At 74.8% G+C, this 13,103-nt stretch carries 11 protein-coding genes; 8 read left to right on the top strand and 3 right to left on the bottom strand.

Annotated elements, in window-relative coordinates:
* Positions 1-150: 150 nt before the first annotated feature.
* Together AB0O82_RS09365 and AB0O82_RS09360 are read left to right on the top strand one after the other, a co-directional pair.
* Positions 151-804, top strand: coding sequence for a 4'-phosphopantetheinyl transferase superfamily protein (locus AB0O82_RS09365; RefSeq protein ID WP_363581774.1), 654 nt, complete (start codon positions 151-153; stop codon positions 802-804).
* A 41-nt stretch (positions 805-845) separates the two neighbouring features.
* The gene (locus AB0O82_RS09360) at positions 846-1,229 is read left to right on the top strand and encodes a barstar family protein (RefSeq protein ID WP_063346419.1); all 384 of its coding nucleotides are present in this window, start codon (positions 846-848) and stop codon (positions 1,227-1,229) included.
* A gap of 49 nt (positions 1,230-1,278) precedes the next feature.
* Here AB0O82_RS09360 and AB0O82_RS09355 read toward each other — a convergent pair whose 3' ends face one another.
* Positions 1,279-2,220, bottom strand: a complete 942-nt coding sequence (locus AB0O82_RS09355) for a polysaccharide deacetylase family protein (RefSeq protein ID WP_363581772.1) — start codon at positions 2,218-2,220, stop codon at positions 1,279-1,281.
* Positions 2,221-2,420: 200 nt separating this feature from the next.
* Between AB0O82_RS09355 and AB0O82_RS09350 the strand changes: the two genes are divergently transcribed.
* Both AB0O82_RS09350 and AB0O82_RS09345 read left to right on the top strand, forming a co-directional pair.
* On the top strand, positions 2,421-4,007 hold the full coding sequence (locus tag AB0O82_RS09350; protein WP_363581770.1) for a CehA/McbA family metallohydrolase: 1,587 nt from the start codon (positions 2,421-2,423) through the stop codon (positions 4,005-4,007).
* A 183-nt stretch (positions 4,008-4,190) separates the two neighbouring features.
* Positions 4,191-4,685: a hypothetical protein gene (locus AB0O82_RS09345; RefSeq protein ID WP_350883659.1), complete on the top strand. Its 495-nt coding sequence runs from the start codon at positions 4,191-4,193 to the stop codon at positions 4,683-4,685.
* A gap of 44 nt (positions 4,686-4,729) precedes the next feature.
* On the opposite strand, the gene AB0O82_RS09340 is transcribed toward AB0O82_RS09345, so the two are convergent.
* Positions 4,730-6,781 (bottom strand): hypothetical protein, encoded by a 2,052-nt coding sequence (locus AB0O82_RS09340; protein ID WP_363581768.1) that lies wholly within the window; start codon positions 6,779-6,781, stop codon positions 4,730-4,732.
* 406 nt (positions 6,782-7,187) lie between these two features.
* Here AB0O82_RS09340 and AB0O82_RS09335 point away from each other — a divergent pair, with 406 nt between their 5' ends.
* Positions 7,188-8,030, top strand: coding sequence for a methyltransferase domain-containing protein (locus tag AB0O82_RS09335; protein WP_363581766.1), 843 nt, complete (start codon positions 7,188-7,190; stop codon positions 8,028-8,030).
* 132 nt (positions 8,031-8,162) lie between these two features.
* On the opposite strand, the gene AB0O82_RS09330 is transcribed toward AB0O82_RS09335, so the two are convergent.
* Positions 8,163-9,437 carry an MFS transporter gene (locus AB0O82_RS09330; protein ID WP_363581764.1) on the bottom strand — a complete coding sequence of 425 codons (1,275 nt, stop codon included), beginning with the start codon at positions 9,435-9,437 and terminating at the stop codon, positions 8,163-8,165.
* Between the two features lie 238 nt (positions 9,438-9,675).
* On the opposite strand from AB0O82_RS09330, the gene AB0O82_RS09325 reads away from it, so the two are divergent.
* The 3 genes from AB0O82_RS09325 (at position 9,676) to AB0O82_RS09315 (ending at position 13,099) form a co-directional block, all read left to right on the top strand.
* Positions 9,676-11,028, top strand: a complete 1,353-nt coding sequence (locus AB0O82_RS09325) for a condensation domain-containing protein (RefSeq protein ID WP_363581762.1) — start codon at positions 9,676-9,678, stop codon at positions 11,026-11,028.
* A 93-nt stretch (positions 11,029-11,121) separates the two neighbouring features.
* Positions 11,122-12,096 (top strand): NAD-dependent epimerase/dehydratase family protein, encoded by a 975-nt coding sequence (locus AB0O82_RS09320; RefSeq protein WP_363581760.1) that lies wholly within the window; start codon positions 11,122-11,124, stop codon positions 12,094-12,096.
* 142 nt (positions 12,097-12,238) lie between these two features.
* Positions 12,239-13,099 (top strand): AAC(3) family N-acetyltransferase, encoded by an 861-nt coding sequence (locus AB0O82_RS09315; RefSeq protein ID WP_363581758.1) that lies wholly within the window; start codon positions 12,239-12,241, stop codon positions 13,097-13,099.
* The last annotated feature ends 4 nt before the right edge of the window (positions 13,100-13,103 follow it).

Below are 13,103 nucleotides of genomic sequence, written 5' to 3'. Positions count from 1 at the left end.
GTACCGCGAGTTGGCCTCAGTGGTCCCGGTGCTCCCGATGCTCCGGGCGGTCCCGGTGGATCTTCCCCGGAAGGCCCGCCGGGACCACCCCCACCCGGGTTAGGCTCGATCCGCGCGGCGGCCGTCCGCGCACCGACCGAGGGGGAGCGTGTGATCGGGGACCTGCTGCCGGACGCCGTCGTGACCGAGGTGTCCTACGACGACCCGCCGGAGGCCCGGCTGGAACCGGCCGAGGAGGCCGCCGTCGTCCAGGCGGTGGCCAAGCGCCGCCGAGAGTTCACCACCGTCCGCCACTGCGCCCGCACCGCCCTCACCCGCCTCGGCATCCCCTACCGCCCGCTGGTCCCCGGCCTGCGCGGCGCCCCGAGCTGGCCCGACGGCGTCGTCGGCAGCCTCACCCACTGCGAGGGCTTCCGAGCGGCGGCCGTCGCCCACTCCGGCGACCTCGCCTCGGTCGGCATCGACGCCGAGCCCGCCCTGCCGCTCCCGGACGACGTCCTGGACGTCATCGCGCTGCCCGAGGAGGGGAAGCGGATCGTCGAACTGCTCGCCGAACACCCCGGCACCCCGTGGGACCGCATCCTGTTCAGCGCCAAGGAATCCGTGTACAAGGCGTGGTTCCCGCTCACCGAGCAGTTCCTGGACTTCAGCGAGGCCGACCTGGTCCTCTCCCCCGACGGCTCCTTCACCGCCCGGCTGCTGGTCCCCGGCCCGAACGTCAACGGCCGCCGCATCGAAGGCTTCGAGGGCCGCTGGGCCGTCGGTGACGGCCTGCTCGCCACCGCCATCGCGGTCGCCCGGTAGTCCGGCGCACCGACGACCGCACTCGGCATATCCTCGACCCCGTGACCGTGACCTATGTGATAGCTGGCACCCGGATCCACACGCTGGACGACTTCTGGGACGTGGTCGGTGAGACCATCGGCAGCGACGGCTACTTCGGCCGGAACCTCGACGCCTTCGCCGACTGCCTGCGCGGCGGCTACGGCACCCCCGAGGACGGCGACTACCTGATCGAGTGGCGCGACCACGCGGTCTCCCGGCGCAACCTCGGCTACCCCGAGACGGTCCGCCAGCTGGAACTGCGGCTGGCCCACTGCCACCCCGCCAACCGCGAGCACGTCCGCGCCGACCTCGCCGCCGCCAGGGCCGGCAAGGGGCCGACGGTGTTCGACTGGCTGGTCCGGATCATCGAGGAGGAGCACCCGGGAGGCCTCCGACTGGCCTAACGCCGCAACGCGGTCCGCGCACGTCGCCGCAGCGCGGCACGCCCGCGCCTCACCGCATCACGTCCGACAGCCGGACGAAGCGCCGCCCCGCCGCCAGCAGCCCCGGCACCGCCGCCACCACCCCGGGGGCGGTACCGCCGCCCGGGTGGTTCATGTGGCAGATCACGATCGCCCCGGGCGGGGCCGCCGCGATCTCCTGCCGCACCTCGACGGCGCTGAGCGTCGCCCCGCCGTCGCCGTTCACGGTGAAGCCCGCGGCGCGTTCCCCCAGGTCGGCGACCACCCGGGCGGCGACGTCGTCGTAGTGCGCGGTGCCGGAGCGGAAGAAGCGCACCGGGCGGCCGAGCAGCCCGGCGAGCTTGTGCGCGTTGCCCGCGACCTCGTCGTACACCTCGCCGACGCCACCGGTGCCGGCGATGCCGTAGGCGGAGCGGCCGGTGACCGAGAGCGGGCGGTGGACGGTGCCGTGGTTGCCGATCTCGAAGAGCGGGTCGGCGGCGAGCTGCTCGAACACGTCCGGGTTGGCGTCGATCCAGCGGGCGTTCAGGAAGAGCGTGGCGGGGACGGAACGTTTCCGCAGGAAGTCGATCAGGTCGGCGTCGTACCCGTTCCCGCCGGGGCCGCCACAGGCGTCGAAGGTGAGCGCCATCGCGATCTCGCCGGCGGGCAGCTCGGTGATCACCCCGGTGACCTCCATCCCCCACTGCTTCGGCTCGGCGCCGCCGTACCGGGCGACCAGCTCGGCCCGGGTCGGCTCCGGGCGCCCGGGCGCAGCGGTCGGGGTGGTCGGGGTGGTCGGGGCGGGCGTCGGGGGCTCCGACGGCGTCGCCGCCGATATCGCCGAGGCCTCGGAGGCCTCGGAGGCCTCGGAAACCGAAGCGGAAGCCACCGAGGCCGCCGGGGCCGCCGCCCGGCCACCCGCCGAGGGCCCGCACCCCGCCAGCGTGCTCCCGGCCACCGCCGCCAGCAGCGCCCGCCGACTCAGTGCCACACCCGTCTCCTCCGCGATGATCCGATCCGCTCGCTATGAACATGAACGGACTATTCGTCACCGCCCGCAACTCGCCGACCCGGCCGACGGCGACCCCCTTCACCGAGCCGCCCCCCGCCCGTGGGCCCCGGCTCACCCCTGATTCACCGCCACGGGTAAGGAGCCGAACGGACCCCGCCCGCCCTGCCCCGGAGGACCCGATGCCCGCCGACCACGACACCCCACGCCCCGCCCGTCGCGACCTCCTCCGCACCGGCCTCACCACCGGAGCCGCCGCCGCCCTCGGCCTGGCCGCGACCACCCCCGCCGCCGCCTCCGCACCCGACGCACCCGGCGCACCCGGCACCCCCGGCACCGAGCGGACCCTCACCCTCACCGGCCACCTCCCCACCGGCTCCCCCGACTTCGTCCACCTCCCCGTCGAAGTCCCCGCCGGTGTCCGCGAGATCGCCGTCAGCTACGGCTACGACAAGCCCCCGGTCCCGGCCGGCACCCCCGGCAACTCCTGCGACATCGGCATCTTCGACGAACGCGGCACCGACCTCGGCGGCCCCGGGTTCCGCGGCTGGTCCGGCGGTTTCCGTACCGAGTTCAGCCTCGCCCGCGACACCGCGACCCCCGGCTACCTCCCCGGCCCGATCAACCCGGGCACCTGGCACCTCGCCCTCGGCCCCTACCAGATCGCGCCGCAGGGGCTGGACTACCACGTCCAGGTCACCCTCCGGTTCGGCGCCCCCGGGCCGGCGTTCACCCCGCACTACCCGTCCGAGCGGGCCCGCGGCCGCGGCCGCGCCTGGTACCGGGGCGACTGCCACCTGCACACCGTGCACTCCGACGGACGGCGCCTCCCGGAGGAGGTGGCCGCCGGAGCCCGCGCGGCCGGCCTCGACTTCATCGTCTCCACCGACCACAACACCAGTTCCTCGCACGCGGTCTGGGGCCCGCTGGCCGGCCCCGACCTGCTGATCATCCCGGGCGAGGAGATCACCACCCGCAACGGCCACTGGCTGGCCCTCGGCCTCGAAGCGGGCCAGTTCGTCGACTGGCGCTACCGCTCCCGCGACGAGGAGTACCCGCGCTTCGTCCGTCAGGTCCACCGCTCCGGCGGCCTGGTGGTGCCCGCGCACCCGTACTGCCCGTACGTCGCCTGCCAGTGGAAGTTCGGCTACGAGCAGGCCGACGGCGTCGAGGTGTGGAACGGGCCCTGGACGTACGACGACGAGTCCGCGGTCGACACCTGGGACGGCCGGCTCGCCGTCGCCCTGCGCGAGGGCCGTTCCTGGCTGCCCGCCCTGGGCAACAGCGACGCGCACAGCGCCCCGCAGGTCATCGGCTCCCCGCACAACGTCGTCCTGGCCGAGGACCTCACCCGGGACGCGATCCTCGACGGGCTGCGCGACGGGCGCAGCTGGCTCGCCGAATCCGCCTCCGTCCAGCTGGAGTTCACCGTCACCGGGCACGGCCGCCGGGCCGGCATCGGCGAGGAGCTGGCCGTCCCGGCGGACGCCCCGCTGGACGTCCGGCTCGCCGTCTCCGGCGTGCCCGGCGGGACGGTCCGCCTCCTCACCGACGAGGGCCAGCTGCACCAGGAGTCACTGCCCGCCGACGGCTCCGGCACGGTGGTCTGGCGCACGACGGCCTCGCTCGCCGCCTACGTCCGGGCCGAGGTCCGCCACCCGAAGCCGGACGGGTCGCCCGGCAAGGGCAACGCGATGGGCCCGGACCTCCCCTGGGGCCCGATGGCGGCCCTCACCAACCCGATCGTGCTGCGCGTCGAGGACCGCTGAGCGCCCCGGTGCAGGAGTGGGGACGACTCGGGGCACCGGCGTGGACTAGGTTGATCCCCGAAAGCACCAGTCGTAGGGACGAGGCGGTCGGCTGTCCGTATCCGGGCCGGCCGGCCCGTCCGCACTCCGACCGCCTCGCCCCGGCTACCCGTCCGTCCCCGGCCCGCGAAGGGATCAGCAGCTGTGAACCGTACGACCGTAGGTGGGCCGGAGCTCGGGGGCGGCCGGGGCGCCGGCGGCGTCCTCGTCCTCGTCGACCCGGCCGGGGCCGGCCAGAGCCCGGTCGCGAGCCGGCTCGCGGAGGAGCTGCACCCGAGCGTCCACCTGCGTGCGCACGACTTCCTGCGGGTCATCCGGCGCGGCCAGCTCCCGCCGCACCTCCCCGAGGCCGAGCGGCAGAACACCACCGCCCTCGCCGCAGCCGCGCAGGCCGCCTTCGCCTACGCGACCGGCGGCTACCAGGTCATCGTCGAGTGCCCGGCCGCCCCGCCCACCCTCGACACCTTCCGCCGCGAGAGCCGCACCACCGGCGCCGCCCTCCACCTCGTCGTCCTCCAGCCCACCCCGGGCGCCGTCCCCGGCCCGCACACCCTGGACACCAGCTCCCTCACCCCCGCCGGCGCCGCCGAGTCCATCCTCGCCGCCCTCACCCGCCGCACCCACCTGCTCGGCTGGTGACCCCGCCGGGTGCCCGAGGCCCCGGCCCCGGGCACCCGGCCCCGCTACAGGACCGGCGCGGCGCCCCGCGTCAGGTCCTCGAAGACGTCCAACAGGTACCCGCTCACCAGGGAGCCGTCCAGGGCCAGCTTCGGGTTGACGACCAGGTTCGTGCCCCGCGTCATCGCCAGCCGGACGAAGCGGTCGAACTGCTCGTCGCTCAGGATCCCGGCCACCGTGAACTCGGGCAGCTCGACGCCGCTGCGCGCCCAGTTCCGCACGTAGGAGTCCAGCTCCAGCGGATCGGTGAGCAGTGTGATCACCCCGTCCACGACCACGGGGTCCCCGGTCTCCGCGTCCACCAGGTACGCCAGTGGCGCGTAGTACCGCCGGCAGTCCGAGTAGGCCTCCCCGATGGCCCGGGTGTACCGCACCGCCTTGGCCCGGACGCACGGGATCGGCTCCTCCCCTTGGCGGAGCAGCCTTGAGTAGGGGGCGAATCCGGAGCCGTCGGGCGTGTAGCACCAAGGATCCCCCGACCTCCGCGCGGCGGCGAAGTCCGCGTTCATCCGCTCGGCGCCCTCCGCCGCCCTCCGCTCCGAGCGCCGGGCCACCCGACCGCGGTCGGTGACGTAGTTCGCGCCGCCGTCCTCCAACGAGATCCGGACACACCAGCCGCCCCGGGAGAAGTCGTCGTACTCCGACTTCCAGGCGATGCGGGCGACCGGCAGCTGCGCCCTCGCGATCCCGCCGAACATCCACTGGCCGCCCTGGAGGGCGGCGATCCAGCCCGCGTAGTCGAAGTTGCGCAACCGCGGATTCTCCCGGAGGAGTTCGCCGTCCACCCCGCCGAGCACCCGGTCCGTCGGCCGCAGGCACTCCTCGTGCACCAGGCCGATGTCCTCGGGGCGGCCCTCCTCGTCGACCTCGATCAGCGGTGCGCCCGCCTCGGACACGGCGTCGCCGCAGTGCCGGCAGCCGAAGGCGTCCTCGACGCGTTCGGCGAGATTCGCGCAGTGCTCCGCGTGCGCGCGGGCCGCCGGTGCGTCACTCGGGTCGTCCGTGAACGTGGCGGGGATCACGAGCACCCGCCGGTCCCGGTACTCCTCCGCACGGTTTTCGAGGTGCCTTTCCAGTCCCGCCCAGGTGGCCCACCGTCCGACGACCCTCCACCGCTCCCCCGGCGCCCACTCGACGTGCCCGTCCGCGAAGGTGACGCGCTTCGCCCCGGCCTCGTCGAACCTGCGGAAGTCCGCGATGACGAGTTCGTACCCCTCGAAGGAGGCCTCCGCGAGCACCACCTCCCGGCCGAACGCCAGCCCGGCCACCGTCTCCCGGTTCAGCAGCCCGCTCGCGCCGGGCCCCGGCGGCTCCGGGTGGTCCCGGACGTACTTGCCCATCCGCGCCCGCAGACCCTCGGCATCGATCGCGAGCCTGTCCCGTGCCAGCGACACCGCCAGCGCGATCAGGCCGCCCCAGAGCAGCCGCGGTCCGATCGCCGACCGGACGCTGAGCATCAGCAGCGCGGCCGACTCCAGCGAACCGCCCTCCCGCACGTCCAGCGAGCTGACCCTGATCCTGGCCAGGATCTCCCGCAGCTCCACCGCCGTGATCGCGCGCCCGGTCGCCGTCTCGTAGTGCGCCCGGACAAGCCCCTCGGTCTTCTCCAGGACGTCCCGCTCGGCCCCGTTGAGCGGGAGCTCCGCGCTGCTCGACCGGCTCAGCCGCGCGGCCTCCGTCAACTTGCGCAGTTCCCTGCGCACCCGGGCGGACGCCTCGGTCGAGGTCGCCAGCAGATAGACGTCCCCGGGCCGGCTGTCCGTCACGTACTGCCGCACGAACTGGCCCAGCACCGACCCGAAGTCCGAGGTCGGCGCGGCCGACACGCTGATCGTGTTCTTGGCCTGGACGAAGTACCGCACCCCGGGCCCGACCAGCACGAGGTCGTCGATCTCGTCCTCCGTCTCGAACCGCAACTCCTCGACCCGGCCCGCGCCGTCGAGCCCCAGCAGGCTCAGATCGGCGAGGTCGCACAGCATGTGGCACATGGCGAGCGCCGCCACGCGCTGCTGGAAGTCGATGCCGGAATGCGCCGCGGCACCTCCGCTGTTCCCCAAGGAATCCCCTCTCCTGTTCAGACGTCCCGGTAACGGGTCTCCTGTTCAGACGTCCCGGTAACGGGCCGGGCGGCCCGCACGACACGCCCTGCGCCCCGGCGCCCCGTCGGCCGCCTCCCGCAGGAAGTCCGCGCGCCCGGTAGCCGCCCAGGGTAGTGCGGCGGTGTTCTGAGCCCCCCGGGCCACCTCCGCGCCCCTTTCCCGCCCCGGACCGGGGTCCATCACGTACCGTGTTCGGATCACCACCGGTTTGGGTACGTACCTCGGCGCGCCCGACGGGCGCCGAACACCGCGGAGCCGGTCACAGCGCCGCCACACCGTCACACTGCGCGTTCAGCGCCCCCGGTCCGGGGTCGTCACTCCACCGCCGAGACCGGGTACATCACACACCGGGAGACCGACCATCATGAGCCACGACCACATCCCCGCCCCCGTACGCCGGACCTACGGTGCCGGCGATCTGTCCCGGGCCGCGAGCTTCGCCGGTGGATTCATCAACTTCGGCTACTGGCAGGACATGGACCTCACCGCCCCGACGACCGAGGACCGGGTCCACAGCCAGGAGCAGCTCTACCGCCGGGTCCTGCGGGAGTTCGCGGAGCCACGTGAGCGGCTGCGGCTGGCCGAGGTCGGCTGCGGGCGCGGACTCGGCGCGGCGCTCGCCCTGCGCGAGTTCCGGTTCGGGGGCGTGACCGGCGTCGACATCCACCCGGACCAGATCGAGCGCGCCCGCGCCGTCAACGCCAAAGCCCTGGCCACCTACCCCGATCGGCTGGCCTACACCTTCGGATCGGCCAACCAACTCCCCTTCGCCGACGCCTCCCTGGACGGCGTCTACTCCGTCGAGGCCGCCCAGCACTTCCGTGAACTCACCGGCTTCGCCCGCGAGACCGCCCGCGTCCTACGCCCGGGCGGCCGACTCGTCGTGACCACCTTCTTCGCCGCCGCCGGACCGGACATCACCGAGCGCCTGAGCATCCTCCTCGCCAGCTTCGCCGACGGCCTCGACGTCCCCCACCCCCTCGCCGCCTTCACCAGCGACCTCACCGCGGCCGGCTTCACCACCATCACCACCGAGTCCATCGGCGACGCCGTCTGGCCCGGCCTCGACCGCTATCTCACCGACGCCGTCCCTCCCGGTCACTGGAGCCGCAACTTCCTCCCCGCCTGGCGCAGCGGCCTCCTCGACTACCACGTCGTCACCGCCACCCGGCCCGGACCGGCGGAAATGGCCCGCCAGCCGATCTGACGAGCCGCCCCGCGGCAACGCGGCCGACCGTCCCCCCGCACGTCACGAGGCCCTGACGCCCCCTCCGCCGTCCGTCCCGGCCCGCCGGCGGCACCGGGCCCGGCGGGCGCCCGGCGGCCGCGACGCGCCGGATCAGCCGACCGCCGCGCCCACCCGCGGCGACGGCTCGGCCGCCGGGCCGGCCAGCGCCGCCAGCCGGCGCAGGCTGGCCCGGCGCTGGAGCGCGCCGAGGCCGACGGTCGCCGCGCCGAGGGCCAGCCAGCCGGCCGGACCGGCCGTCATCACCACGCCGGTGAGCAGCAGCGGGCCCACCGACTTCTGCACCGACTGGGCCATCCCGGCCACCCCCAGGTAGGAGGCCTGGGCCCCCGGGGGCGCCAGGACGACCGCCAGCTCCCAGGAGCTCACCGAGCGCATCAGCTCCGCCAGTGTGACCAGCATCGCCGCGGCGAGCAGCGCGAGCGAGGCCGTCCACGGCCCGCCGCCGGTGGCGAGCGCGGTCAGCAGGCAGCAGCCGAGCAGCGTCAGGCCGTACCAGCCCACCGCCGCGGCCGCCCCGCGCGGGCCCTCCGCCCGCGCGGAGACGCGCAGTTGCAGGAGCACCACGAGCACCGTGTTGAGGATCAGGAAGGCCGGGACGACGGCGTGCGGCGCGCCGGTGTGGTGGACGAGCCAGAGCGGCAGACCGACGTTGAGGATCGAGTCGTCGAGGTTCAGCGGCATGTCCAGCGCGACGAACAGCAGGTAGCCCCGGTCGCGCCAGGGGCTCGGCACGGCCGCCGGGGCGGCGGCGGGCTCCTCCCCGGAGGCCGCCGCGACCAGGCCGCGCCCGGCCGGCTCCCGGGTGCGCCAGACCAGGACGGCAGCGAGGACGAAGGAGAGCGCGTTGGCCACGATCAGCGCGCGGTAGGCGGTCGTGGTGCCCATCGCCAGGCCGATCGCCGCGATGCCCGCGCCGAGCGCGTACCCGGCGTTGGCCACGCTGCGGAACAGCGCCTGGTACGTGCCGCGCCGCTCGCCCGCGATCCGGGTGGCGAACAGCATCTCCAGGGTCTTGGCCGCCCGTTCGGCCAGGCAGGTCAGGGCGACGGCGGGGAGCAGCGTGGCGAAGTCGTCGACGACCAGCAGCAGGCCCATCGTCCCGATCCGCAGCAGGTGACACCCGATCAGCAGCCACCGCACCGGCAGCCGTTCGGCCGCCCGCCCGGCGAGCGGGGACCCGGCGATCCCCGCCGCCGCGCCCACGCCCAGCAGCACGCCGAGCTGTCGGGCGTCCATTGCGCACACGTAGGTGAAGTACAGCACCGAGGCCGCCGCCCACACCCCGCTCCCGGTCCGGTCGACGCACTGCGCCAGCAGCATGATCCGCGCGTCCCGCCCGCCCGGCGGCTTCCGCAGCTGCGCCATCAGTCCGTTCCCCCGCATGGCAGGCCCCCGTTGCATGATCGGCATCAATCTCGACATCAAGATACTTCACGTCGAGATAGATGCGGAAGCCCCGGCCGCGCGCCCGCCGGAGCCCCGGCCCCCGGGCTCCGGGCCTCGACGGCGGGCAGGCGGTGCGCCACACTCTCCCCAGCAGCATCCGCGCTCCCAACGCACCGGCACGACGTCACGATCCACCGCCACATCGGAGAGCCACACGGTGACCACTCGTCAACTGCTGCACATCGCCTTCTCGTCCGGCCGGGCCGGGTCCGGTCCCGCCACCTGGGGCCAACAGGCCATCCGGGACGCCGTGAGCCGGCTCGCCCCGGCCGACGCGCCGCGCTACAACATCGCCGCGGCTGCGCCGCTCGACCCCGGGCTGCCGCTGCCCGTCCTGCTCGCCGGCCTGGAGCGACTGCTCCATCTGCACGACTCGCTGCACACCCGCCTGGTGCCGGGCGAGGCCGGCCGCTTGCGCCAAGTAGTCGACCCCGAGGGCCGGTTGGAGGTGGAGGTACGGCACTGCGCGGAGCCGGCCGATCCGGTCGAGGCGGGCGCGCGGCTGCACGAGGAGCTGGCGGCGCTGCCGTTCGACACCGCCGCCCAGTGGCCGATCCGGGTCGGCGTCGTGGAGACGGGCGGGTCGGCCCGGTACGTGAGCCTGGTGCTCTCGCACACCGCGGTCGACGGCACGGGGATGAGCCGCCTGGTGGCCGACCTGACCGCGCTCTGCCAGGGCACCTCGCCGGACGAGCTGGCCAAGATCCGCGAGCCCGCCCAGCAACCGCTGGAGGAGGCGGAGTTCCAGGCCTCGGAGCGCGGTCGGCGGCGGGACGAGGGCGCCCGCAAGCAGTTCCTGCGCAAGCTGCGGCTGGCCCCGGCCCGGCTGTTCCCCCCGCCCGGTGAGCCGGCCACGCCGGCCACCAGGTTCCCGAACGCCGTCCTGCGCTCGCCCGCGCTGCCCCGCGCGGTGGACCGGGTGGCGGCCGCCCACCGGGTGACCTCCTCCTCGGTGCTGCTGGCGGCGACGGCGGCGATGACGGCCCGGCTGTCGGGTTCGACGGACGCGGTGCTGAACGTCGTGGTGAGCAACCGCTTCCTGCCCGAGCTGACCAACGCGGTGAGCGTGGTCGCGGGCGACGGGCTGTTCCACCTCCCGGACGCCACCGCCGAGTTCGGGGACGTCGTCCGACGCACCAACGCCGCCGCGATCGGCGCCTACCGCCACGCCTACTACGACAAGCTCCGGTTGGAGGCCGAGATCGGGCGGCTCGCCGCCGAGGGCGTCCCGCTCGCGGACCGGTCCTGCATCTTCAACGACACCCGCGAGCTGGTCACCGCATCCCCCGACACCGGGACAGGCGAGGACGTGACCACCCTGACCTGGCCGGTGGAGTTCGAGCCCCGCCCCGGCCTGACCTACGCCCTGGACGCGCTGCAGTCCCCGGGCGCACTGAGCCTGACCATGACGGCCGACCCGGCGGTGCTCCCGCGCCCGGCGATGGAACGCTTCCTTTACGGGATCGAGGAGTTGATCCTCACCGAGGCCCGCGCTCTCGAAGCAGCCTAGGCCCTTGTCCGGAGGGCACCGCGTGATGCGCGGTGCCCTCCGGCGCCCCCTCACCATCCGTTGTTCCCCCGGCCCCGCCGCTACGCTGGGCCCATGCGGATCCTCCTCCTCGGCGGCACCTCCTTCGTCGGCCGCGCGATCGCCGACGACGCCCTGCGCAGTGGCGCCGAGGTCGCCCTGTTCACCCGCGGCCGGACCAACCCCGGCCTCTTCCCCGCCGCCGCCCACCTGATCGGCGACCGCGACACCGGCGACTACACCGCCCTGCGCGGCGGCCGCTGGGACGCGGTGGTGGACGTCAGCGGCTACCGCCCCCGCCAGGTCGGCCAGGCCATGGACGCGCTCGGCGACCGGGTCGGCCGCTACCTGTTCATCTCCAGCCACGCGGTGTACGAGCGCGCCGGTCTCACCCCCGGCTCGGACGAGTCCGTCCCGCGCCGCGCACCGCTGCGCGACGCCGAGCAGCTCACCGAGGAGACGTACGGCCGGCTCAAGGTCGCCTGCGAGGACGACGTCACCGCCCGCTACGGGGACGGGGCGACGATCGTGCGCCCCGGAAAGGTGGCCGGCCCCCACGACGAGCAGCGCGGGCTCACCTACTGGGCGCGCCGGGCCGCCCGGGGCGGGCGGATCGCGCTGCCGGGGCGGCCGGAGCAGCCCGTCCAGGTGGTCGACGTGCGCGACCTGGCCCGGCTGGTGGTCCGGCTGCTCCAGGACGGCCGGGCGGGTGCCTTCCACGCCGTCGGCCCGGCCGAACCGACCACACTGGGCGGGCTGATCGCCACCTGCGCCGAGGTCGCGGGCACCGAGGTGGAGGTCGTCCCGGTGCCGCCGGAGAGCGCGCCGCCGCCGTTCTTCCCGCTGGTCCGGGCCGCGCCGCTCTGGCCCGGACAGCAGCGCAGCGCCGCCCGGGCCAGGGCGGCCGGGATGCCGGCGACCCCGCTCGCGGTCACCGCCGCCGACGTGCTCGCCTGGGACCGCGAGCGCGGCGAACCGCCCCTCGGCCACGGCTTCACGCCCGAGCAGGAGGCCCGGGTGCTGGCCGAAGCGACGGGGTCGAGGCCCTGAACGGCCTCCGACCTTGCACCGCACGACCGGTCAGGACGGACTGCCGGACCGCCACCCCGTCCTGACCGGTTGTCAGTGTCACGCGCTATGGTCGGCCCCGAACGATCCCACCAGCACCTGCACAGCACCGCCAGGGGGCACCATGACCGCGCACCGCACCACCGCGCACAGCGCCGGCCCGCGCACCACCCCGCTCGACGCACCGCTCGAGGCGCCGCTCAGCACCGCCGATCTCGTCGAGGGCTGGCGGCGGGTGGGCGTCCGCGAGGGCATGGCGATGATCGTGCACTCCTCGCTCTCCAGCCTCGGCCGGGTCGACGGCGGTGCCGCGTCCGTGGTGGCCAGCCTGCGCGAGGCGGTCGGGCCCGGCGGCACGGTCGCGGTGCCCACCTTCACCACCGCCGTCGTCCGGGACCCGGCACCGGAGCACACCGGCCTGCCGAGCCCCGAGGTCGCCGAACGGCGCGCCGCCGTCCCGCTGTTCCACCCCGGGCTCCCCTCACTGATGGGCGCCGTACCAGAGGCGCTGCGCGCGCTGCCGGAGAGCCTGCGCAGCACGCATCCGCAGGCCTCGGTCGCCGCGGTCGGGGCGCACGCCCGCGAGGTCACCGCCCGCCGCTCGCTGGGCTTCGCGGTCGGCCGCGAGTCGCCCTTCGGCGCGCTGCACGACCTCGGCGGGTACGTGCTGCTGATCGGTGTCGGGCACAACCGCAACACCTTCCTGCACTACGCAGAGACCTTCGCGCCCAACCGCCGCCTCAAGCTCCGGCGCTTCCCGATGGCGATCCAGGGCGAGCGGGTCTGGATCGAGGCACCCGACGTGGGCGACGACAACGACACCCACTTCCCGGCCGTGGGAAAGGAGTTCGAGGAGCGGGCGGGCATCCGCGAGGTGCTGGTCGGCAACGCGCCCTGTCGGCTGATCCCGGTCCGGGAGCTCATACCCTTCGCCGTCCGCCGCCTCACCGAGCTGCTGGCGGCGGACGGCCCCGGAGCGGCGTAGCCCG

It is taken from the genome of Kitasatospora sp. NPDC088264, assembly GCF_040685715.1.
Taxonomy (GTDB): domain Bacteria; phylum Actinomycetota; class Actinomycetes; order Streptomycetales; family Streptomycetaceae; genus Kitasatospora.
This window is presented reverse-complemented; position numbering and strand designations above follow the sequence as displayed.

Excerpts from the sequence above, each read along its gene's own strand:
- AB0O82_RS09335 (WP_363581766.1), top strand. The coding sequence starts at position 7,188 with ATGAGCCACGACCACATCCCCGCCCCCGTACGCCGGACCTACGGTGCC.
- AB0O82_RS09350 (WP_363581770.1), top strand. The coding sequence starts at position 2,421 with ATGCCCGCCGACCACGACACCCCACGCCCCGCCCGTCGCGACCTCCTC.
- AB0O82_RS09320 (WP_363581760.1), top strand. The coding sequence starts at position 11,122 with ATGCGGATCCTCCTCCTCGGCGGCACCTCCTTCGTCGGCCGCGCGATC.
- AB0O82_RS09330 (WP_363581764.1), bottom strand. The coding sequence starts at position 9,437 with ATGGCGCAGCTGCGGAAGCCGCCGGGCGGGCGGGACGCGCGGATCATG.
- AB0O82_RS09315 (WP_363581758.1), top strand. The coding sequence starts at position 12,239 with ATGACCGCGCACCGCACCACCGCGCACAGCGCCGGCCCGCGCACCACC.